Genomic DNA, 23,474 nt, shown 5'->3' on the forward strand with positions numbered 1-23,474 from the left:
TAATAATTCTGTTTCTTCTCTTAAAAAGTCAGCTCCGATGTAGATAATTGTTTCATTTTGTTTCGTTTGTTTTTTTTGATAAATATATTCCATTAGTTTTTTTCTATCAAATAAATGAAGTTCAGGGACACTTGGTTTTATTGTCATGTTTGTTCGGTTAGCAATCTCATTCAGTAGACTAGAGCCAACTATGTTAGTCAACTCATTAAGAACAGATTTTATATCCTCGATGTCGATGTTTTCGACTTTTCTTTGCTCCATAGGTATACCCATTAATTCTCCTGCAGTAACTATTGCTCGATCTTCATCAAAGACCAAACACAACAAAGATTCGAATTCACCTCCAGTTTCTAAGAAAATAGAATAAAAATTTTTATCGGGCTGAATCAATTCCTCCATATCATGAAATTCAATTGCTTTAAATTCTGGAACAGAAACATCAATTGTAACTCCTAATAATTGGGTTAAAACCAAACCAGCGTTTATCATTCCTGAGTTCACAACAGAGTATAATTTTTCATAATCCTTTTCTGATAAAAATTGCTTCTCATCTTTAACTATAGAATCACCTTCTTTGAATATTTCTAACCCTATTTCTTTTCGCCTTTCTTTTTCTTTGCGAAATTCCTCGATTACAACAATTTTATCTAACGTTTTATCCTCTTGTTGTATTTCTTTTTGTGTTATTTGGATTGCTTCATTTTGATTCGCTGAAGATAACAATACATCATTGTTTTTATCTGTTGTTTTTTCTATTATATGGACAACTGCTGTTTCTTTCTTTGGTTCTTGTGGTTCTTGAATGAATTCTTCTTTTTCTTTAATTTCTTTAATAGGTAAGCTTTTTGATTTTTTCTTTATTCTTCTTGATGTTGTGGATAGTTCCTTCACTTTTTGATTGTAAACTTTTATAGCATTTATAATTTCTTCATCTTGTTTTATTTTTTGAATTTGTGCATCATAGTTTTGTGTCGCAATTTCTAAAAGTCCATTCACATCTAAAACCATCACTATACTACCATCCCCTAATAAACAAGCACCAATAAGTCCCAAGATATTTTTATAATTTTGTTCCAAAGATTTAATTACAATTTCTCTCTTTCCTATCATTTCATCTACAATATACCCCACTTTTCGACTTCCAATACTTACGATAACTACTGGGATTTCTTTGTTTTGATTTTCAGCTGCAGATTCATCAACCTCTGCTGGTATGTTTTTGTAAACATTTCCATTCCATTTCGAAGGTAATCCCATCAAAACTGAGAGTTCGTAAACAGGGACTATTTCTTTTCGTAGATTAATTATATTTTTCCCTTGCAATGTAGTAATTTGAGAAGGTGATATCCGTACAGTTTCAACCACATCAGAAAGTGGAAATGCATATTCTTCATCTTCTACTTTGACATGTATAGTAGAAATAATAGCCAAAGTAAGAGGAAACATTAAAATAAAGCTGGTTCCCACACCAGGTGTTGTATTAATCTGTATAGAACCTTTGAATTGATCAACAACATCCTTCACTACATTCATTCCTACACCACGACCACTTATGTTGCTTACTCGTTCAGCAGTAGAAAAACCCGGCTGAAAGATAAATTGATAAATTTCATTCTCAGTTAGTTGTTCTTTTTCATTGAGTAATCCAAGACTTTTTGCTTTTTCTAAAATTTTTTCTTTGTTTAATCCACGACCATCATCTTGAACTTCTATAAAGATATGATTCCCACTTTGATAAGCTTTTAATATTATCGTCCCAGTCTCAGGTTTGCCTTTTTGTATTCTTTCTTCTGAAGGTTCAATCCCATGATCAATAGCATTTCTGATTAAATGCATTAGGGGATCATTTAAAGAATCAATAATGTTTTTATCTAATTCTGTATCCTCCCCTTGAATAATCAGTTCTACTTTCTTTCCCAATCCCATAGCTAAATCTCTAACAGGGCGATGAAATCTTTGGAAGACGACACCAACAGGCATCATCCTCATCTTCATCACCCCTGATTGAAGTTCTCGTGCGATTCGAATAGCTTGTTCAATTTTGTTTCTCAGCTCCGTTAGAGTTTGAGTTTCCCCAAATTCATTCACTAAATCATCATAGATTTTTTGAAGTCCTGAATTGGTAATTACCAACTCTCCCACGTTATTTAAAATATAATCAATCTTTTCTGCAGGTACTCGGATGCTTTTTGATTTAATTACACTTTCTGTATCAAGCTCTTTATCTTTGGATATGCCACCTTCTTTCGAGGAAGAGATTTCTTGGGATAATCTTTGATTTATGGTTTTAGAAGGCATTATATCTCTTAATCCTCTTTGAAGTTCAATTTCTTTAACGGATATCTTTTCTATTAAATCTATTTGACATAACTTTATGATCTGCTGCTGATTGAAGGGACCATAAACTACAAATTCTAATCTTTTTAAGTTGGAATTTCTTTCTAGTTCATTTAGACTAGGATCTATCTTGTAAATTTGTAAGGCTTTGAACAAGCGATTGTAAATTAAAAGTAAGCGTAGATTTTTCATGGGTGCTTCTTCTTCTAATTGAACATACCCATGAAATACCTTTTCATCATATCTAACGATGTTTGTTAATTGATGAAGGTCTTCTTCTGTTAGTTCAATCTTCATTTTAATTTTATCATCTTGTTGTATTAATTCTTTTTGTTCTGATAATCTTGCTTCTTCAAATTCCTTTTCTTTTTCTTTCAGTATCTCTGAACTTGTTTTTTTTACATCATGAATTTCTGACTTGGCTTTTGTGATATCACTGCTATTAAAGCTTTGAACCTCTTTTATGGAGTATTCCTCAAGCTTTTTTGCTAATTCGTTTAGAACTTCTTTTTCTTCTTCTCTATTTGCTTGAAAACTTGCAACAGAGTTCTTTATGGCATCCAAACAAGAAAAAAGTAAATTCATTAGTTCTGTCTTGACTAAAATCTTCTTATCTTTGATAAGTTGAAATAAGTCTTCCATTTTGTGTGCTAAACGAGATAGGTATTCTAAGCCAACAAAACCAGCAGAGGATTTTAAAGTGTGAGCTATCCGAAAGATTTCATTGATGATTTCTGGATTTGTATAATCCTGCTCCAGTTCTAATAAACTGCGATTTAAATCATCAATGTGTTCTTGAACCTCATCAAAAAATAGATCTAAGTATTTTTCTTCCATAGACCTGAATTCTAATTAGTTTATCAATTCTTTTGTATTGGTTAAAGCTTCTTTTTGATATTTTTCTTTTTGTTCCATCATAGGGCTATAGACTCCTACAAGTAAAGGTAAATTAAAAATCAAAAACAATTTCTCTTTACTCCTTCCTACACCCTCAATGAAACTTTCTGAAAATCCCTTGAGCTCAACTCCTTCAATTTGGCTTTTCTTCAAGGTTACAACTTCCTGAACTTTTTCAACCAATATCCCGAGATTTTTGTTAAAAACAGAACAAACGACTATTCTCGAATATGGTGTCAATTGGGTATATTCATTTTTTAAAATCTTTCTTACATCTAAAACGGGCACTATATTTCCCCTCAAATTAATTACCCCTAATACATAATTTTCTGCGTTTGGCAGTCTTGTTACAGGAAGCGGTTTAAGAATTTCAGTTATGCTTAATATATCAATCCCATAAATATTTTCAGCTGTTTCGAAAATCAAATATTGCTGTTCATTGCTATACATATTCATATTTTACAACTACATATTTTCGATTTTTTTTTGTTTGTAAACAATATTATTTTCGGTAATGATTAGATCTAAAATTAAGTCGTGCTCAAACCCCATAAATGATAATTGAGTTAGATCCTCAGGAATGATACTAAGTTTGATTGATAATCGGGAACTTGGATTTTTCGAAAAATAGCGATCATAAAAACCTCCTCCCCTTCCTAAACGAACAAAATCTTGATTGCATCCCAAAGAAGGAATTATCACCAAATCATTTTCTTGGGGGATACCCTCCTTCATTTCCAACGGTTCCTTTATCCCGAAATGATTCACCCCCAAAGGAAAAAATTGACCGTCTTTCTTATAGAGACTAAACTTCATGTCTTGATTATTGATGATAACGGGTAGATAAATCTCTGATTGTAATACACCAAAGATTCTATCTACAGGAAATTCATTCTCTATTGGAAAATAAGCAAAGATGCGTTTAGGCTGATATATTTTGAGACTTTGAATGAGAAATTCAAACATCCTTTCAATTTTTTTTGTATCTTTAAGAAACTCTTTCCAGTAGAGTTTTGCCTCCTTTCGAATTTCTGTTTTTTCTGCACTCATAGAAGCATAGAACATAAATCTTTCAAAATTCCACAACAAATCCAAATTTTTTATCGTTAACCAAAATTTGAGTAGACATTTTTCTCACAATTCATATTTTGTATATATGAAAACTATAATTTTAAAACCATATCCAGAACTTTTAAATACTAGAAAAGTAAGATTGCATGCCAGCTTGGTTAGTTTGATAACCCTTTTGAGTTTGATCACTTTTTGGTTGATTCATCCCGTTGTTTCGTTGGTAATTACGAGTTTTCTTTTTCTTGACTTTTTGTTTACTTTTCTCTTTGGTCCGAATCGTTCATTCTTTTCTTCTTTAGTAGAAACTCTCCATCAGAAATATCAGTTATTTTCCGAAAATTGGGTATCCCCAAGACCAAAACGATTTGCCAAGTTTTGTGGCTTATCCATTCTATTGATTTCTTTTCTATTTTACCCTAACAATTTATATGTATTTTTTCTTTCTCTGTTGGCATTGTTCAGTTTTCTTGAGGCGGCATTTAATTATTGTGTTGCATGCAAATTATTTTCTTTGGGACAAAGAATTGGAATTGTTCCACCAGATGATTGTAAAAATTGTTAAGAATTGGAACATGTCTTTTCTCCAACCTACATAAGGAAGCAAGATTACATACAATCACTTGGGACCCCCAAGATTGAGGTTTTCGATAGTATTTACGAAGACAAAAAATATATAATCAAGCTGGAACAGAATTCACAGCCATGCCCGAAAATCGGGCTTCCTGACTTTTGAACCATCTATAACAAATACTGCATTGAATTAAGTATTATATTATCGAAACTTTCGGATTTTCTATGAAAATGTTGCAAATAAGATTTTTAGAAGATCCCATCATCGCTGCCATCTAATCACCCAAGCAGAATGAAAATCCAAATTGTGTATAACGTTAGAGAAGGAATCAAAACAACACGTTAAACATAAGAAGGCGGAAAAACATCCAAAAAACCAGACCGAAAATCAGGAAAACGAAAAGAAAAGTTTTTTGTATAAAGACTGATAATTTTTCGTTGTGTAGTGGGTGGCTCGAGGTTTCTTCTTGGGATTTCTATTTTATAGGTCCTGTGGATAAATTCCAATACTTTTTGGATGGGTTCATTTTTTGGTTCTATGGCATTGATTACATTCTTTCGTTGATATCCTGAGAAAAGACTTACCTCAATCCCACTATCATAGATTTGATATGAAAACTCAATCAAGATCTGGCATAAATCATATACATGAATACGATATACAACTTTATTCTCCGTCGGTATTAAATGATATTCTTGATTTTTCAAACTTTTAACCAAATTCCTCTCAGGTCCGTATATGCCACCAGATCGAACTATCAAGGCATAAGGAAACCACATCAAGACAGCTTCTTCTAATTCCCAACGTTTTATCCCTCTTTCCGAAAAAAAAGGAATTTCGGTTTGTTCATGAAATTCCATTGAAACTTCTGGATAAACTGATGTAGAACTAATGTGAGTATAGACAAACTTTTTTTGTTGATACAAAGGGAGCAAAACTTCCTTGTATAAAGGATTCATTAACCTCTGGTTTTCCTCATAAACTGGCGGAATGGTATCGATCACTACATCAGGAAAAAAATCTTCAGTCCACACCCACTCTTTTTTTAAGTCTTCTGGTTTTCTGGTTAAAACTCGAAAGTCAATATCAAAGTGTCGAATGAAATATTTTGTTGTAAATCCAAATCCCAAAATCAGAACTTTTTTCTTTGACACAGAATTAGAAAACAAAAAAGAAAAAACACAAAAAAAGAAAATGCATTTTTTATGAAGTTCTTAGAATCTTTGGAACTCCAAAATCTATCAAAACAATACTATCTTGATTTAACTGTAAAGAAGCAAATTTTCCCTTCGGTGATTCTTGATGATGATTGGTTCTTGGGGAATCCATCATCACGTTTTTTTGTAGTCATTGAGCGAGATCACCTCGAGAAAGAAGAATTCTGGGAATTCCTTTGGAACTTCTATCAACCGAATTATGTGAAGCTTTCCCGATGGTGGCATAGACACTTCCCTGAAAAAAATCCTATTGGAATTATAAAAAGTTTTCACTGGGGCTATCACAACAGAACCTTGAGTGATTGGAAAGAGTGGTCCGATTTTCATACCAACTCAGAAAAACTTTTAGAGCTTTATGAACTACCCATATCGGTTGTTCGTTTATGGGATCGTCTAAATGAAGAATTACAAAATGATTGGTTGAAAATCTTAAATATCTTTCGGATCAAAAAAAACTATATTATGAAAATCATAGAATATCTTTATGATCTTCCATTCGAAAAACAAAAGGAAATAACAAAAACGAGTTTAGAATTAGCCATCAAATATCAAGAAAACCCTGAAAAAACATTCCCCCAGAGCGAAATTTACGAGATGGTGGTAGGAGCTCGATATCCTCTATTTTACAAAAGAAAAATCCTCACCTATAAACTCAAAAAAACTCTTGAAGATCGACTACAAATACAAAACTTATCGATACAATTACCCGAGGATTTTGAATCCCATCCTATAGAACTACGATTATCTTTGAAATCTTTTGAGGACCTAAAAGACTTTTTACAAAAAATCCAAAAAAAAGAAAATCAAGATTACTTAAAAGAATTAATAGAAAAAGTTTATGAAATTTCGTAGTTTGGGACTTCTCTTATATCTTATTTCTTACAACTCCATCTTTTCGGATCCTTTGAATCTTCCTCTAAAACCCATTCTCCCCAAAACTGAGAATGTTTGGCATCAATATCTACAACTGGGAGACTATTACTACAAAAAGAAGTATTATACTCATGCTTTGTTTTATTATGAATTTCTCTACAAAAACAAATATTTCAATAATCACTTAAAGTCGAAACTATTATTAAACTATCTACAACTAAAAGAAAAAGAATTTCTAAAACCCAATTTACAATATATCCAAGAAATTTTATCCCAAGAAAGCCATGATTTTTCAGAAAATTACATTCAACTTTATGCTTCTTTTCGTTTTGGATTTCACCCTATGGCATTAGTCAAAATGAGAGCTCTGATGAATTCTTCTATCCCTGAGGAGAAAAAAGACTACGCCAAACTGATTTTCGGAAGTCTCTATTTTGAAGAAGGGAATTTCCATCAAGCAATCGAGTATTACGAAAAACTAAAACACGAAAGCCAAAATCAGGAAGTTCAGAAATTAGCAGAAGACATCATCGAAGAAACCCAACAACTCCAAAAAGAAAAGTTCAAAAATCCCTTGATAGCTTCTTTTTTATCTTTAATGATTCCAGGGAGTGGGTATTTCTACACTGGAAGCTATGTTGAAGGTACTTTGGCATTTTTTTGGAATTTGATTTTTTTCGGTGGTGGGATTTATATTTATCAGTTAGAAAGCCAAACAAAGCGACCACACCTTGTATCATATGCGTTTCTCGTGCCTGGTGTGATTCTTTATGTATCTCAGATTCTTGGTTCTTATGCAAATGTAATGCATCATAATCATTTTCGTCTTCGGGTATTTTATCAAAAATTACGGAGCTTATATTTTCATACGGACTTCATTGAAAGAACTTCAGGGATTGAATTTCAAGTCGCTTTTTGATCTATGACTTTTGATAATCAAAAATGAACTTTAAGCCTTTTAACGTCAAATCATAATCTACGATATCAAACAGATTTGGAACTTCACGATGGATCATCTGGGAAAATCCCCCCGTGGCTATTACTTGAAATTGAGTTTCTGAATACTTTGCTTTCATGTTGTTGATGATTTCTTTCAACATTCCCACCCATCCATAAAAAAAACCCGCTTGTATAGAATGAACGGTACTGTCGCCAATGATTCCTGAGGGAGGTTTCGTAAATTCTACTAACGGAAGCAAGGCGGTTTTAGCGTGAAGTGCTTCTATAGACATACGAAGTCCAGGAGCTATCACACCACCGTGGTAGTCACCTTCTTTGATTAAACAAAAAGTGGTTGCCGTCCCCAAATCCACAATGATTAAATCTTTACCATAAAGAGTAATCCCAGCAACAGCATTTACGATCCGATCCGCCCCCAATTCAAAGGGACGAGGATATTTGAATTTTAATGGCAATTTCATGTTATATACAACTCTTATAGGATCGCAGTGATAATATTCTTTAATCATTCTATCCAAAATGGGATTAAACGAAGGAACAACAGAAGAATAAATGGCTTGATGGATAGAATTTGGTTGGTAATTGGCAGACTGGAGAAAATTGTTCAAATAGACTCCCAGTTCATCAGAGGTCCATTCTTTTTTTGTTACAATGCGCCATGATCTAACCAAAGTATCACCATCAAACAAACCAAAAACGGTATTCGTATTTCCAACATCAACGGCTAAAAGATAGCTCATACTAATACAATCCTATCATCCCAATCTTTGATGGTTGTGATTTGATTTTCTTTGTTGCGGATTCTTAAGTATCCTTTATTGTCAATATTTTCTACTACATATTCTTCTGTATTTATACGTATCTTTCTATGCATTAAAAAATGATAACGATGTATCAAGTCTTTGTAAGACTCAAAAGAATAAGGTTTTTCGAGAGAAAGTTCGTTCATTTTTTGAATCAAAAAGTCCAAGTAAAATAGAGGTTCATATTCCACATTTTCAGAAAACAAGGCAACCGGTGGAAACAGAGCAGGTTCATCGATTGAGGGTGTAGCTGACCAATTCAGTCCGATCCCAACAACAACTTTCCAAGTTTTCTTGTTTTTGAATTGGGTTTCAATCAAAATCCCTGCGAGTTTCCCTAAGTTTTGAGATTCATCTCTCATCAAAACATCATTAGGCCACTTGATATAAAATGTCTTCTCTGAGAGACTGAGTTGCTTCATCATGGCATACAATGACTCAACAACGCACAAAGCAACCACCAGCGAAAAGTAGCTATAACGTTCAAAATCGTCGATATATAGTCCAAGTGAGAAAAGAAACGATTTTTTGGGGACATCTTTCCATTTTCGTTCTTTTCGTCCTTTTCCTCTTTGTTGGGAATCGGCTGTGATGATTGTTCCGTGTTCAAAATCCTGTTGGAGCAAATAATCATTGGTTGAGTCAATCGAAGGAAAGTGGATCCAATGAGCTTTGGTAAGCATTTATGACAAATCTTCTCCTACGATGGCTTTGATTTTGATTCGATTTCCTTTGCGTATGATGTGTAATTCTACTTCAGCTCCAATACCGGCACGTTGTATTGCCCTCACTAAATCTTCTGTGGATTCAATGTTTTGATCGTTTAATTTATAAATAAAATCATTTTCTTGGATTCCTGCTTTATCCGCTGAAGAACCTGGAACAACAAAACGAACAACCACTCCTTTTTGATCTCTTGGTATTCCTAAGTATTCTTTTAATCCTTCATTGACTTCTGCTACACTGATTCCGAGTGCTGCTTTACCAATGACACGTTTTTCTTTTTTTAGGATTTCAATGGTTTCTTTGATTTCATTAATAGGAATAGCAAATCCGATTCCGACACTTCCACCCTTCCCATCAGGAGAAATTATGGATTGATTGATACCTATCACCTCTCCATAGATGTTCAACAAAGGACCTCCTGAATTTCCAGGATTGATGGAGGCGTCAGTTTGGATCCTTGAATACTTCGTATTATCAATATATCGAGTAACAGCTGACACAATCCCAAACGTAAAGGTTCTTGCTAATCCATAGGGTGATCCCAACGCAAAGACCAGCTGTCCCGGTTTGACTTTATCAGAATCTCCCAAAACTGCGGGTTGTAGTTTATCCGATGCAGGAACCTTGATCAGAGCTATGTCTGAGTTTTCGTCCCTTCCTACAAGTTTGGCGATAGCTCTTGTATCATCACTAAAATAAACCTCAATTACCGAAGCTCCTTTTACTACATGGCTATTGGTAACAATATAACCCTCTTTGTCGATGATCACACCTGAACCAGCACCTTCCACCTGATGATAAAAATCAAACCAAGCATGAGGACGGACTAAGATGTTCGTTTTAATATAAACCACTGACGGTTGAGCCTTATTGTAAACATTCATGAACGTTTTTTCAATTTCCACAGCGCTGATCTGATCCGAGGCTGGAATAGGATCAGCATTCGTTTGCAGTGTTCCAGATTTCCAAAATTGCTTAAATCCTGAGTAAAATAAGGGACTAAAAAAGGTTCCCAACAAAAAAGCAGCGAAAAGTAAATTCACTAAAACATATCTTGATACTTGGATTTTTTTCATAGGTTCCCCTCAATGAACATGATTTACGTTTTTGTCAAAAAAATCAATTTTTTCTGAGACTTATCTGAAAGAATTGAAGGGTTTTTCGGAGAGGGAGGGATTCGAACCCTCGGTACTCCTTTTGGGAGTACACAGCATTTCCAGTGCTGCACCTTCGGCCTCTCGGTCACCTCTCCTTATAATTGCAATATACATGTTTTTTGCCAATTTAACATCGTCAAATCAGAATCAAAGAGTCATCCATCAAGCTTCGTGTTTGTAATACCTTTTACCTCAAAGTTATGAGGCTTGGAATGCATAATTTTAATTGTTAGTTCAGTAAAGGCGTTAACTTTTATTTTGATTGTGTGTGGTTTTTGTTAGACAACTTCAAAATGTTTCCCTTGGATTTCTAAAAAGTTATCTGGAGAAGTAAGTAGTAAAATCTCATATTTTCCTTTGGGAAAAAATAAATTAATATCCCATAAAACAGGAATAGGAATGAGATTTTTTTAAGTTTCTATTGAATTCATTTTTATAAAATTTTATGATTTTTTCAGTTTGAAATAAAATCGTATTCTCTGGAATTTTAGTGGCAAAGTGATAAATGTATCTTATATCTTTAATTTTAGTTTTCCATAAAAAAGAATCATGGAAAATCACCCACTCAAAAAAATATTACTTTTGTTTATTATAAACAAAATCAAACAATAAGACCACATATACTATTAATAAAATGGCATAAAACAGATATTTCTTTAGTAGTAGGTGAGAAAAAATTTAGCCATAGGACTTCAAAGAATTGATCAAAGCTAAACTTGATGCTATCTTCTTTTACTTTTTGGTTTCGTATATAATAACCACCAACTACATGATCATAGAATAATAGATAAGCAAAAGGAACAGCACCTAAAAGATATCTCCAATTATAAAATGTAATCACTTTTGTTTTTGGTGAAATGAATACCAATAGCTCGAATAGAAGTGTCATGCCCGGAAGGTAATATAGTTTTCCATCATAATCAAAAAACAAATAGGCTTTTTTCAACTTTACTTGAATCTAACACTAAATATTCTTCTGGATTCCCAAAGTAATCGTTTAACTCTAAATTTCCTTGCAACAATAAACTGAGCGTTGTCAACCTTCCTGATTAGGTATCAAAAGTTTTAAAGAATGCCAAAAGAAATAAAATCCAATAAAAAACGAGGATTCATAAAGTAAAGCTAAATTTTTATTAAAAAAATGAAGTAAATCGTTTTCATGATTTTATGGGATTTTCTAATAACTCAAAATTAACTTTTATCTTGTTTATTTTTTATGAACCTTTTATAAATTTCTTCTATTTTTTCCTTTATGGTTTCTCGGAATGGATAGGACCAAACTTCATCATTAAAGGCTTTGTATATACCAACAAAAGTAACATAAAGATAACCCAAAAGGCTCAAAATCCAGACGGTTTCAGTTAAAGGATGAAGAAGTTGATTTTCACCAAACAGCCATCGAAACAGAGGAAAATTTTCCAAAAACCAAAGAACAATATAAACTAAAACAATAAACAAATTGATTTCTTTTGCTTGATCCTTATGAAATTCCACCAAAGGATCGTTTTTTTGGGACTTCAAAGAAACAATAATCCATCCTACGAGAGGAACGTAAGAAATTACCGCTAAGAGTTCATCTCCGTTTTCGATTTTACTTTTGATTTGTTGTTGGATTTGTTTTATCTTATCAGCCATAATTTTTATACAACTTCGGAGAGGGAGGGATTCGAACCCTCGGTAGCACATTTCTGTACTACGGCGGTTTAGCAAACCGCTGCCTTAAGCCTCTCGGCCACCTCTCCCCATTCGGAGGAGGTGGGATTCGAACCCACGGTACCCGCCAGGGTACAACGGTTTTCAAGACCGCCGCCTTAAACCACTCGGCCACTCCTCCACTATCCATTGGTTTTAATCAAACGGAAACGTCAAGCCAAACTATAGGGAACACTCTAATGAATTTTATTGATGTTTCTTTTCTAATTCTTCCATACGTTTTTTTAGGGCTTTGATTTCTTTTGCGTATTCTTCGAGCTTTTGTAAGTGTAGCTGGATACGATGAAATTTCGCAGAAGGAATCGCTGGATAACCTAAATAAATCCCTGATTCTGGAATGTCACTCAACACAGCAGTTCTACCCAGAAGTATTGTATCATCAGGAATCTGGACATGATCAGCAATCCCCACTTGACCACTACATATAACGCGCTTTCCCAATTTTGAAGACCCAGCAATTCCCACTTGAGCAACAAGGATGGAATTTTCTCCTATATCGCAGTTATGAGCGACATGGATCAAATTATCTGTGATTACCCCTTTTCGAATGATTGTTTTATCATAAGTAGCTCGATCAATGCAACAATTTGCACCAATGACAACATCATCTTCAATTTCTACAATCCCGAGCTGTGGTATACGATAATGCCGAAACTGTTCATCCTGCGCAAAACCAAAACCCTCGCTACCTATCACTGTTCCAGGATGGATTCGACAATTTTTTCCAATGATACAACCCCACCCCACATAAACATTCGGAAATAAGATAGTATTATCTCCAATTTGAACACCAGCTTCAATTACTACATTTGCCCCTAAATATACGTTTTCCCCCAATTTTACGTTTTCTCCAATCACAACGTTGGGACCTACGTAGATTTTTTGCGGGAGCTCAACACTTGGATGTATCTCAGCAGAGGGATGGACGTAATGTTCTTCTTTCACATCCCATAGTTCGTAATCAAAGAAATGTTGCAAAAATAATGCACGAAAAACATCCACATTCTTGGAAACGAAAAAAACTGTTTTTGGATAACTTTCCTTAATCGATAAAAAAATTTCTTTATTTGTAACAACAGCTTTGGGAGGAGTTTGAGGATTTAAGTATTGAATGAACTTTTTATTGTTTAAAAAAACTATTGAATCTTTTGTGTATTCTTCAATGGGTTTTAACTCTACGAAAAATTGATTTTCGCTAGCGTGATAAATTTCAAAATCAAGGTGTTTTTTTAGTTTTTCATTGATCTCATCAAGAGATATAAGTTTTTTTTTTAGATTTTGTAATTTCATCAGGGATGATTTTACTTTTTCTCTAAAACTTTTAGATCTTGTCCGTATTTTTTGATTAGGGTTTTAATTCCTGTTTTATTTAAGGATTTTAACATTCTCGCAGAAATTCTCAAAGTGACAAACCGATCTTCTTCTGGGATATAGATTCTTTTTTTGAATAGGTTTACTTTGAATTTTCGCTTGGTTTTTCTGTGTGAGTGCGATATCGTATTTCCCACTTGGGTTCTTTTACCAGAGATTTGACATTTTCTTGCCATACTCCTATTTTTTTTTTTATATAGTGCTAGTCAATTCGAATTGACAAATTTTGGATTTTAATGTATACTTTTCATTATGTCTTTTTATATCATAGATATACTTCCATACTTAAAGGGTGAGGCTATACTTAATATAGAAAAATTACTTGGAATGGTTTTACGAAACACTTCGAAAAAAGAAGAACTACAAAAACAATTAAAAAGCATTTTAAAACGAAAATTTCTTCCCATCTTCAAAGAACATCTTTTGAGTGATAAAAACCATATTACAAAACAAATCTTTTTAGAGGGTGGATTCCTATTAAAAGAAGAAGGGTGGGAAATATCCGAAATCGACTTTCCCTTGATTGAATTTCATGATTATATTTACTTACCTCTTGAATTTTACGAAATCATCTTAGAAGATGGTTTTTTCTTAAAGAATCACTTTCTAATTGGAGCATTAAAAAAAGTCCCGAAAAGAGAACTATTCTTTTGGAAAACATGGTTAGAAAAAGAAACCCAAATTCAATTTTATCATGAAACCCAAGAGAAATATTTACTGAAGTTTTATTTTTATGTTCTTCTATCTCCTATCAATTTACCTTTCATAACTTTGAAAAAAAGAATTTATTCTTTAGAGGAAGTGTTTCGAGAATATCTCAATAAACATCCCTTGTTATTATGGAATGAGAATTTTTATTTCTATCAAGCATTAACAAAATTGAATTTATATTATGGGGACTCTTTTGTTTATTTCGAGAACACAAAATTAAAGCTAAAAGAACTACTTCTTTTGTTTTTAACAGGAAAATTAATCCCAATATTTGAGAAAGGGAAAATCCAACATCTTGTAGCTACAAGAGAACTTAGAGATATTGAAATCTCTACTTATACTCCCTCTGATAATGTAAAAAGTCTATACCAAATAAACATAAAGATTTAAAAACACTTCTCACACTCTGGAAGTTTATCTGCCATTTCCCTATCTTTTTGGAGTTGATTTCGCAGTTCATCTACGCTAGAAAATTTCATTTCATCTCGAATACGATCCACAAAATGGAACTTTACGATCTCACCATAAATCAATTTATCAAAGTTTAAAATATGAGCCTCTATACTCAAAAGTTGATTATTAAATGTAGGGTTAAAGCCAATATTAATCATCGCTTTGTATAACACTCCACCAAGTTCACAATAACCAATATAAACTCCAATCTTCGGAATTACCTTTGTTAGAGGGACATCCAAATTGGCTGTGGGAAAACCAATAAGTTTACCTCTTTGAAAACCTTTCACAACAGTCCCAGTGATAAAAAAATTTTTTCCTAAAAGAAGGTTAGCTTGTCGGATTTCTCCTGCTTTTAGGAGTTCTCTAATCCTTGAGCTGGATACAATCTTATCATCGATCTTTACTGGAGATAACTGTTCTACATGATATCCATATTTTTCTTCTCTTTTTTTTAAAAATTCAAAATTACCTTCACGTCCTTTCCCAAAACATTGATCATAACCGATCACAATGTATTTTGCTTTTAACTTTTCTACTAAGATTTTTTCTAAAAAGATTTCTGCAGTAGTATTCGCTAATTCTTGGGTAAATGGCAGTACTACTACTACATCAATATCATATTTTTGTAGTAAAGATACCTTTTCTTCATAAGTGAAAAGTTCCATTCCATATTTCTCACGTCGTTTCCCTAACACTATATCAGGATGCGGATGATATGTGACTAAAATCCTTTTGTAAGAATCTCTTTTTCTTTGGATTCTCTTTAGGAGTTCCTGATGTCCTATGTGAATTCCATCAAATACTCCAAGAGTGATATTTGCATGACTCCAGTCAGGACGAAAAGAGTCTAAATCATGAATTATAAGCATATCAAAGTTTTCCTTGTTTTCTTAGTTCTCTTATAACATTCAATAATTCCTCTTTTGTTCTTCGAAACAGTGATAGCACCTCTTTGTGATACCAAATTAAATTCTGTTCCTTATCTAACAAAAACACAGCACGATTCACAGTTCCTAAAAGAGTTTTACATCCAAAAATTTCTGCAACTTTACCTTCGGGATCGCTCAACAAACGAAATGGGAGCTGATATTTTTTTTTGAATTTCTTATGGGACTCAATACTGTCTCTATTAATACCAACTACATCAATGTCAAAATCTCGAAATTGCTCTATCCCATCTCTATAGTCACAGAGTTGAGCTGTGCATACAGGTGTGTCATCTCCAGGGTAGAAAACGATAAGTAATGGTTGATTTTGCTCATACAAGCGAAAAAGGTTTTCTTCATCATCATATAATTCAAAATCAGGAACCTTTTGATCGAGATTTAAAGTTTTCATATTTTAGCCTCTCTTATTAAGAAAAACAAAATCAAAATAATGCATATTCTTCTTCTTTAGTATAAATGGAACCATGAGGGTGGAGAATACTAGAGTAAAGAAAAAAAGACACAACATCAAACTCCATCGTTGTAAAACCTTCGAAAGAAAGCAAGTATTCATTTAGTTTTCTTTGATTAACGACATCCATTCTTGCAATAGTAACATGTGGGATGAAATTTTGTGCTGGTTTTGATAAAGGGATTTTGTATTTTTGAAGCAATTTTATGATTTCATTTCGAAGTGCTATCACGGGTTCATTCGGAATGGCTTTCAACCATAAGATTTTTTGCTTTTTGATGAAAACATTTGGTTCTTGCAAACTAATCCGAAATCGCTTTCCTTGAACTTCTCTTAGAATCTCTCGAATATGTTCGAATAAGTCAAGAGGAATCTCTCCAAGAAATTCCAAAGTCAAATGGAGATTTTCTTTTTTTGTCCATTTGGCTGTGGGTATCCCTATTTGACATCGCTCTATTTCATCTCGAACTTCTTCTGGTATATCCAAAGCAATAAAAACCCTTTTATGGTTCATATTCTATTTGATACTTTTTTAAACCCAATAGACTTTTTACAAGTGGAAAATCTTCTTTGTAAGTGATTTTTATATTATGACTTTCTGAAACAACAATATCATATGGGATTTTATGTTCATCACACCATGTAAGTAAATCAGTATAACGTATTTCTGTAGGTTTTTTTAAAAATAATTCCAAATAACGTCCATTCAAAAGTTGCGGTGTTTTAATCACAAAAAGAGTATTCCTATCGATAGGTTTAATCGTGTCTAATTTCTGAACCACAGTTTCATGGATAGGAGCTGCTAAAGAAATCCCACCTAATGAGGGACTTTGAAGGAAAGCCTCCATACATCTATCTAAGTCTTCTAAAAGAAAAAGGGGTCTTGCGGTATCATGGATAAAAACCAAGACTTGCTCAAAGTTAAGTTGTTTTTTCTCAGAATCTGCTTTCACAACAATCAATCCTTGTTTTGTGGAATCATGGCGATTTTCTCCTCCTTGTGTGAATAGTAAATCATAGTTTCGATACAATTCTCTTGCGTATTCAAAATAATCTTTGTGAATAACCATAACCATGCTTTCAGGTTTGAAATTCTTTTTTTCACGACTTACATGCGAAATACCCTGAAACCAACGTTGAAACCGAAGAATGCTATATTCAGCCAAAGTATGACCATCAAGCTTTTGGAACTGTTTGGGGACTTCACCTCCTATTCTTGATCCAATCCCACCCGCCAAAAGAATTGCGTAAATATGATATGTCATAGAAAACTAGGGTTTTAAAGATGGCTCAACATATTCTTGAACGATTGGGATTTTTCCTTCAACGTAGGGTGTATCCAAAACAAACAAGGGAATAGATATACCGGGATTTTTGGTTCTTAATGATTTTATCATGTCTATTCCTTTCTGCATAGGGACATAAAAATGAGATACCCCAAAAACATCATCACACTGATGAAGATAATAAGGCTTGATCCCAAAAGATATCAACTTCAAGACTAGTTCTTCTAAAATCTCATATTGGTCATTTATATCCTTTAAAAGTACGGATTGATTGAGAATTAGAAAACCATTCATACGAAGAAGTTTTACTTTTTGATATACAAGTTGCGTGAGTTCCCTCGGATGATTGAAGTGGGAAACAATCGTAAGAGGATAAAATTTTCTTCCCAAAAGAGCAAATTTTTTTGTAAACCTTTGGGGTAATGTTGCCAACATTCTTGTATGGATTCGAATACTATAAAGATGTGGTATGTTTTTTAAGTGTTTTAGTATTCGAAATAGCCATTGATCTGACAAACTCAACGGATCGCCGCCAGAAAGTATCACTTCTTTGATTTCTTTATGGTTTTCTATATAATTTAAGATTGTTTCGAAATTCGTTTTGAAGTAGTTGGATCTTGGGTTCGATACCTTCCTTTTTCTCGTGCAAAATCGGCAATAAACAGCACAATGATGAGAAACATACCACAAAACCCGATCAGGATATTTATGAATCAAATTAGGGATAGGCGAAAATTCCTCTTCCCTCAAAGGATCGAAAGAAACAAAGACTTGATCATCGATTTCTTCTTTTTTGGGAAGAATTTGATTTAAGATAGGACATTTGGGATCATGAATATTAGCCAGGTTCAAATAATAACGGGTTACTTTGAAACGAAACTTTCGATGGATTTGTTCAAAAATTTTTTTATAATCCTCTTTTAGGATGTATTCATAAGGGCTTGCTTTGATATTATCTTTGCCAAAAAACTCGATGAGCCCCTCGATGGTTTGGATAGAATGCTTTAATTCTTGTTTCCAATTTTTCGAAAAACTTTTCGAAGAAACTTTCATTATTGATGAAGAGGACTCCATTTGAGTCAAGATTTCTGTGATTCACTTATAGTAAAGTTTAAACATATAATTCCTTTCTTAGGGTTTGAATTTCTTTCTGAAACTCATTCCACAAAAAGTATTTCCTGGGATGAAAGGTCGATTCAACCCCCATGCGAACTAAATCTACAATTTCTGAGATTGAAAACCTCAAGTGCTTGTAGAGTTTATAGTATTCGGTTGTTAAATCCACTTGAAAAATCTCAGGATCATCTGTATTGATGGAAAGCATCAATCCATAATCATAGTACCTTCTCACAGGGTGATCCTCAGGTCTTCGGACATACTTTCCTGTGAATATATTTGATGTTAAGCAAATTTCAATAGGGATTTGTTTATCTCGTAGATACTCAAGTAAATCTGGATCTTGGATTGCTGATGTTCCATGACCTATTCGTTCTGCTTTCAAAACCTTCACCGTATCCCAAATCGACCACGGTCCATCATCTTCTCCACTATGAGCAACACAATGTAGTCCTTCTGCTCGTGCTTGCGCAAATACATCTTTGAAATCCCTTGCAGGTCCCATCAGCTCAGCTCCCCCTAAGCCAATCCCAATATGGTTTGTTGTTTTTGCTTTGATGAGTCTTTGTAGATTCTTGCTGGCATTTTCTGGACCAAAGGTTCGAGAAACATCCACTAAAAATTTCACATCAGGTCCTCCCTCAAGCCTACATTCACTTGCTAAATAATCCAAAGTCCGAGCAATTTCTTGAAAATCCAGTCCATTTTGAATTAATCTTGATGGCGCATAAAATACTTCTGCGTATTTGATATTGTTTTTTTCTAAATACGACCTTAAATTCTGAAAAATAAAGATAAAGTCTTCTGGCTTTTTTATGGTATCTAAAATAAATAAAAAAAGTTTTATAAATTCATTTAAATTTTTAAATTGATATAATTTCTCGATTTCTTCAATACTATATTTTTCTTTGTGATCCTCAAGGATTTTTATAATAGTCTCTTTTGATATACATGCTTCGATATGAAGGTGAATCTCAGTTTTGGGGATTTTTGTAAGAAAATCAAGAATGGTTTTGTCTTTTTCTTCTATCCTTACTTTCTCTGGAACTGTGGTAATACGAGAGGCTGTTGCCAAGTCCACAGTTAAAACATTTTGCACGAGTTCTTCAGGAGGATGTTCTATCTCTAATTGCTCTAACTCAAGTTTTTGATTCAAAAGTTCGTTGATGATTTTATCAAAATGCAAATGCAAATCTAAACTATAAAATCGATCTTTGGGAATTTTGTTTTTTATGTTTTGGAGTTCTTGCGCTTCTCTTTCAATCTGTTTGATCTTTTTATAAACTTTTTCAAATTTTAAAATCAAATTTTTATCCCTTTATTTTGATTTTAATTCAGCTTCGAGTTTTTCTAATCGTTTTTTTAGCTTCAAAGCTTGTGGACTATTAGGATTTTCTTCTAACGCTTGTTCAAGAAAAATATTTGCTCTGCCTATGTGTTTTAATTTATAATGCAAATCTGCTAATTGAAGCAAAACGGGGATTCGATTGGGATTGAGTTCATGAGCTCTTTCGCAGGTTTCTAAGGCTTTTTCTAAATTTCCTGTTTTTTTATAGGCAATTGACAAATATAACCAAAAGTCCTCCTCATCAGGAAAAGCCTGTAAATATTTCTCTAAAAGTGTGATGGCTTTTTCATAATTTTCTGTTTTGAATGCTAAGATTGCCAAAGTTCGATTCAAATCGAAATGATCTTTTTTGATTTCATAAGCCTTTTCGAAATAAGACAATGCTTCTTGATAATTACGTTTCTTTAAACTTTCATTGCCTTTTAGAAATAAATCATGAAATTCGTTAACTTCGGGAATTTCTATTATAGCCTCTGGATTCTCTTCGTCTAGAACAATAATCATTTTTTGATAAGTCATTTGTTTGTTTTCTTTTTGAAGACTGATTTCTTCTTTCGCTAATTCTTTGAAACTATATTCTACTTCTCTTTTGTCTTCAGTCTTATAAACCGACGAAACTTTTACATCTTTAGGCTGATAATGAATTTTTAATAAAGAAACATCATCTGTGATTTTTCCTCTTTTTTTGATCCCCTCATAGATTTCTTGCAAATTCCCTTTTGCTTCTTCTACAATCTCCAAAATTAAGTATTCGTTTTCGTTGATCATGCGAATCCCTTCGTTTGTTTTTTCGATTTCTATGTCATCTCTTCCATCAGAACCTGCAATGATGACATCTCCTGGTTCTAACTGAAAATATTTTACCTCAAAAGGATAATCAGACTCCAGACCCAATTTTCTTAATTTCATTTCTTCTTCGATAAATGTAGCTTTCCCATTTCTATATAAAATTTGGTAAGGATGTTCTGCATTGAAATAATACATCTTTCCTGTTTCTTCTTCTATTAGATCAACTACACACGAGATACACATGCTCCCGCCAAAAGCAGAAAAAATTCCATGTATTTCTTCGTAGATTTCTTTTAGCCATTGTTCAGGTGTTATATCCAAAACTCGATCATTTCTTGCAGAACGAGCAATGATGGAATTCATAACAACTCCCATCACCAAAGCACCACCTGCACCTTGAGTTGATTTTCCCATGGCATCTCCATTCATTGCCACAATATATCGTTTTGCAGTTTCTAACGATTTCCCTAAACGTAAATTCCCAGTCACACAGATATCTCCACCAATTTCAGAGATTTTCCCTCGAAATTCAAATTCTTTATATTGCTTAACAAAGAATTCTGTTGGTACTTTCTTGGATTTATTCAAATTCACAATCAATGGCTTTAGTAAAAGGGATGTTAAATAGTAATCACCATCTTGCATTTGTTTTAGTCTTTTTACTTCTAAAAGAGAAGCATTGAGTTCTGCGGTTCTCTCTCTGACTTTCTCTTCAAGATTGTTGGCATAATCTTGTAGCTGTTCTTTGGCTTCACGTATAGAAACCACCATTTTATTGAAAGTAGTGGCTAGATATCCAATCTCATCTTGAACATAAACTGGCACTTTAACTGTTAGATCACCTTGATTTACTTTTTTTACACCTTGGAGTAGATCTTCAAGTGGTTTAATTAGACTACCTCGAAAGAAAAGGGGATAAACAATCGTAACAACAAAAAATATCGTAATGTAGAATAATGTTTGTTGTAACGCCGGTTTATGTATAAATGCCCGATAATCAACATATCGAAATCCACCCTCATATAGGATATTTTTTTCTTGATCATATTGAAGAAAACTTACGTAATGAGTAAAACCATCTTCACTTGTTCGATAGATTCTTTGATTGCTTGCTCGCAAAGGAGCCAAATATTCATAGATCTTTGTTTTGAGATACTTTCCATCTTGAGAAGTTTCTTTTTGTAAAAGATTCTTAATAGCTTCTGTAAAAAAGAAAAATTCCTTCGGAGTTCTATCTAAATATTTTAATACTTCTTCTCGAAAAGTTTCATTCTTTAAAAAACTAATTCTATTGTAATGAACGAATATAAGTTTATTTAAATTATCAATATATTCTAACAAATCTTCTTTTGGGGTTTGCTTGCTTGGTTTGTATTGATTGATATATTGTTGTATGCTTTTCTTATAGGCTATAAAATGTTCTGGCATTTGATCTAGTTCTTTCAATACATATTCTAAATAATTATCTCCTTCATAATTTTTAATCCTCTCATAAAAAGCTGTGTTTTTGATATCTGTAAGATAGAGCGAGAAATTTACTTTATCTTTTGGGTCAGCAAAAAAATAATCTTCTCGTGTATAAAGATACCTACTTTCATTCTTATTCAAATCATGCTGAAATAGATATACCATCTCAGGATGATATTTTCTGATAAGAATAGCTTTTTCTACATGTTCTTTTTTTAGTTCATCATATTCTTTTTCTTTTTCATTAAGAGTAAAGTAAGACACTCCTTGCATTAAGAAAGAAAATGTTACTAAAGTAATTCCGACAATCTTTGCCATGAAGGTCGTTCGATCATCGGTGGTATTGATATAAAGAATAGCAAGTAAAAACAGCATCGTCACCACAGACAAGGTCAAAGTATTCAAAAACACATCTCGTCCTACTACACCATCTCTACTTAATGTGTTCAAGATTCCTGGAGCTAAGGTACCAATAAGTAAGATCAAAACAAAAAGTAGGAGCAAATTTCTGTGTTTTTTATTTTGACGAAATTTGTAAGCACGAATGACTCCTACGATAGGAATTAGAAGAATGTAAAGTAATATGAAATAGGCAACAATCTTACTGAGATGTTCTACATCAAAGTCCCAATAATGACCCGTAAAATGAAATTTATATTCTGAAGTTCTTGTTTCAAAAAAAAATATCCCTACTATGGCTAATCCAACAATCCACTGGGTATATTTTATGAATTTTTGAAAACGAACCCAAGTATTTTCAGGATAAAGTAAAATAAACTGCAAATAATATAAAAGTGCAGGATAAATAAAACCAACGGTCAATAATCTATGATTAGCTGCAATGGGATGATATATAACAGCAGAAAAGAAATAGCCACTGTAAAAAAAAGCCTGTAGAAGATATGTATTAGCTAATGCCTTTGTATACTCAGATTTGTCTTTGATGCTAAGTAAAAAAAAGTAAAAAAAAAGTGCTAACGCAGAGATCAAGAGGGAACCAAATGACAGAAAATTAAAAAAAATGTTATAGTAATTTAAGAAATCAAACATTACCCCCTCCTAACTATATTTATCCCCCTTTATCTCTTCTTTTTTTAACATTCAGTTGTTTTTTAAGCTAACTGTGATTTGTAATTTGTAAAATGTAAACCATTTTTCAAATTTTTATATTATAAAAAAAATTCAAAACGCCAATTACATATTGAAA

At 33.0% G+C, this 23,474-nt stretch carries 22 protein-coding genes and 3 tRNA genes; 4 read left to right on the top strand and 21 right to left on the bottom strand.

Annotated features, from left to right (window positions below; genetic code table 11):
• The 3 genes from NZ853_10940 to NZ853_10950 all read right to left on the bottom strand — a co-directional run.
• Positions 1-3,174 (bottom strand): chemotaxis protein CheW (locus NZ853_10940; GenBank protein ID MCS7206202.1); only part of this gene is annotated, 3,174 nt, incomplete at its 3' end.
• A gap of 15 nt (positions 3,175-3,189) precedes the next feature.
• A complete protein-coding gene (locus NZ853_10945; protein ID MCS7206203.1) occupies positions 3,190-3,690 on the bottom strand; it encodes a chemotaxis protein CheW in 501 nt (166 codons plus the stop codon).
• A gap of 9 nt (positions 3,691-3,699) precedes the next feature.
• Positions 3,700-4,299 carry a 5-formyltetrahydrofolate cyclo-ligase gene (locus NZ853_10950; GenBank protein ID MCS7206204.1) on the bottom strand — a complete coding sequence of 200 codons (600 nt, stop codon included), beginning with the start codon at positions 4,297-4,299 and terminating at the stop codon, positions 3,700-3,702.
• Positions 4,300-4,390: 91 nt separating this feature from the next.
• Between NZ853_10950 and NZ853_10955 the strand changes: the two genes are divergently transcribed.
• Positions 4,391-4,867, top strand: coding sequence for a DUF4395 domain-containing protein (locus tag NZ853_10955; GenBank protein MCS7206205.1), 477 nt, complete (start codon positions 4,391-4,393; stop codon positions 4,865-4,867).
• Between the two features lie 350 nt (positions 4,868-5,217).
• On the opposite strand, the gene NZ853_10960 is transcribed toward NZ853_10955, so the two are convergent.
• On the bottom strand, positions 5,218-6,030 hold the full coding sequence (locus NZ853_10960; protein ID MCS7206206.1) for a hypothetical protein: 813 nt from the start codon (positions 6,028-6,030) through the stop codon (positions 5,218-5,220).
• A gap of 51 nt (positions 6,031-6,081) precedes the next feature.
• Here NZ853_10960 and NZ853_10965 point away from each other — a divergent pair, with 51 nt between their 5' ends.
• Together NZ853_10965 and NZ853_10970 are read left to right on the top strand one after the other, a co-directional pair.
• Complete coding sequence (locus tag NZ853_10965) at positions 6,082-6,945, top strand: hypothetical protein (protein MCS7206207.1); 864 nt, start codon at positions 6,082-6,084, stop codon at positions 6,943-6,945.
• On the top strand, positions 6,932-7,885 hold the full coding sequence (locus NZ853_10970; protein ID MCS7206208.1) for a hypothetical protein: 954 nt from the start codon (positions 6,932-6,934) through the stop codon (positions 7,883-7,885). Before NZ853_10965 ends, NZ853_10970 begins: the two co-directional genes overlap by 14 nt.
• Before the next feature lies 1 nt (position 7,886).
• Here the strand turns inward: NZ853_10970 and NZ853_10975 are convergent, their stop codons facing one another.
• The 10 genes from NZ853_10975 to rpmB form a co-directional block, all read right to left on the bottom strand.
• Positions 7,887-8,666 (bottom strand): type III pantothenate kinase, encoded by a 780-nt coding sequence (locus tag NZ853_10975; GenBank protein ID MCS7206209.1) that lies wholly within the window; start codon positions 8,664-8,666, stop codon positions 7,887-7,889.
• On the bottom strand, positions 8,663-9,412 hold the full coding sequence (locus NZ853_10980; GenBank protein MCS7206210.1) for a biotin--[acetyl-CoA-carboxylase] ligase: 750 nt from the start codon (positions 9,410-9,412) through the stop codon (positions 8,663-8,665). The genes NZ853_10975 and NZ853_10980 overlap by 4 nt, the downstream gene beginning before the upstream one ends.
• A complete protein-coding gene (locus NZ853_10985) occupies positions 9,413-10,531 on the bottom strand; it encodes a trypsin-like peptidase domain-containing protein (GenBank protein ID MCS7206211.1) in 1,119 nt (372 codons plus the stop codon). It abuts the gene before it with no gap.
• Positions 10,532-10,617: 86 nt separating this feature from the next.
• Positions 10,618-10,707 (bottom strand) — tRNA-Ser (locus NZ853_10990).
• A 506-nt stretch (positions 10,708-11,213) separates the two neighbouring features.
• Positions 11,214-11,558: a hypothetical protein gene (locus tag NZ853_10995; GenBank protein ID MCS7206212.1), complete on the bottom strand. Its 345-nt coding sequence runs from the start codon at positions 11,556-11,558 to the stop codon at positions 11,214-11,216.
• 245 nt (positions 11,559-11,803) lie between these two features.
• A complete protein-coding gene (locus NZ853_11000) occupies positions 11,804-12,247 on the bottom strand; it encodes a hypothetical protein (protein MCS7206213.1) in 444 nt (147 codons plus the stop codon).
• Positions 12,248-12,263: 16 nt separating this feature from the next.
• A tRNA-Ser gene (locus NZ853_11005) sits at positions 12,264-12,354 on the bottom strand.
• A 5-nt stretch (positions 12,355-12,359) separates the two neighbouring features.
• Positions 12,360-12,446: transfer RNA gene (locus NZ853_11010), tRNA-Ser, on the bottom strand.
• A 65-nt stretch (positions 12,447-12,511) separates the two neighbouring features.
• Complete coding sequence (gene lpxD / locus NZ853_11015) at positions 12,512-13,615, bottom strand: UDP-3-O-(3-hydroxymyristoyl)glucosamine N-acyltransferase (GenBank protein MCS7206214.1); 1,104 nt, start codon at positions 13,613-13,615, stop codon at positions 12,512-12,514.
• 11 nt (positions 13,616-13,626) lie between these two features.
• Complete coding sequence (gene rpmB / locus NZ853_11020) at positions 13,627-13,872, bottom strand: 50S ribosomal protein L28 (GenBank protein MCS7206215.1); 246 nt, start codon at positions 13,870-13,872, stop codon at positions 13,627-13,629.
• Between the two features lie 76 nt (positions 13,873-13,948).
• On the opposite strand from rpmB, the gene NZ853_11025 reads away from it, so the two are divergent.
• Positions 13,949-14,797 (top strand): hypothetical protein, encoded by an 849-nt coding sequence (locus NZ853_11025; protein MCS7206216.1) that lies wholly within the window; start codon positions 13,949-13,951, stop codon positions 14,795-14,797.
• Here the strand turns inward: NZ853_11025 and NZ853_11030 are convergent.
• The 7 genes from NZ853_11030 to NZ853_11060 are packed head-to-tail and all read right to left on the bottom strand — an operon-like array spanning position 14,794 to position 23,317.
• Positions 14,794-15,732, bottom strand: coding sequence for a bifunctional riboflavin kinase/FAD synthetase (locus tag NZ853_11030; protein ID MCS7206217.1), 939 nt, complete (start codon positions 15,730-15,732; stop codon positions 14,794-14,796). The genes NZ853_11025 and NZ853_11030 overlap by 4 nt on opposite strands.
• 1 nt (position 15,733) lies before the next feature.
• Positions 15,734-16,201: a peroxiredoxin gene (locus NZ853_11035; GenBank protein ID MCS7206218.1), complete on the bottom strand. Its 468-nt coding sequence runs from the start codon at positions 16,199-16,201 to the stop codon at positions 15,734-15,736.
• Positions 16,202-16,232: 31 nt separating this feature from the next.
• Positions 16,233-16,775, bottom strand: coding sequence for an RNA 2',3'-cyclic phosphodiesterase (gene thpR / locus NZ853_11040; GenBank protein MCS7206219.1), 543 nt, complete (start codon positions 16,773-16,775; stop codon positions 16,233-16,235).
• A complete protein-coding gene (locus NZ853_11045) occupies positions 16,765-17,526 on the bottom strand; it encodes a 2-C-methyl-D-erythritol 4-phosphate cytidylyltransferase (GenBank protein MCS7206220.1) in 762 nt (253 codons plus the stop codon). Before NZ853_11045 ends, thpR begins: the two co-directional genes overlap by 11 nt.
• 6 nt (positions 17,527-17,532) lie before the next feature.
• On the bottom strand, positions 17,533-18,600 hold the full coding sequence (locus NZ853_11050) for a KamA family radical SAM protein (GenBank protein ID MCS7206221.1): 1,068 nt from the start codon (positions 18,598-18,600) through the stop codon (positions 17,533-17,535).
• A 58-nt stretch (positions 18,601-18,658) separates the two neighbouring features.
• Entirely contained in the window at positions 18,659-19,969 is a 1,311-nt protein-coding gene (gene add, locus NZ853_11055; GenBank protein MCS7206222.1) for an adenosine deaminase, read from the bottom strand.
• Positions 19,970-19,981: 12 nt separating this feature from the next.
• Positions 19,982-23,317: a SpoIIE family protein phosphatase gene (locus tag NZ853_11060; protein MCS7206223.1), complete on the bottom strand. Its 3,336-nt coding sequence runs from the start codon at positions 23,315-23,317 to the stop codon at positions 19,982-19,984.
• Positions 23,318-23,474 lie beyond the last annotated feature (157 nt).

This window comes from Leptospiraceae bacterium (assembly GCA_025059995.1).
In the GTDB taxonomy this organism is placed as follows: domain Bacteria; phylum Spirochaetota; class Leptospiria; order Leptospirales; family Leptonemataceae; genus SKYB61.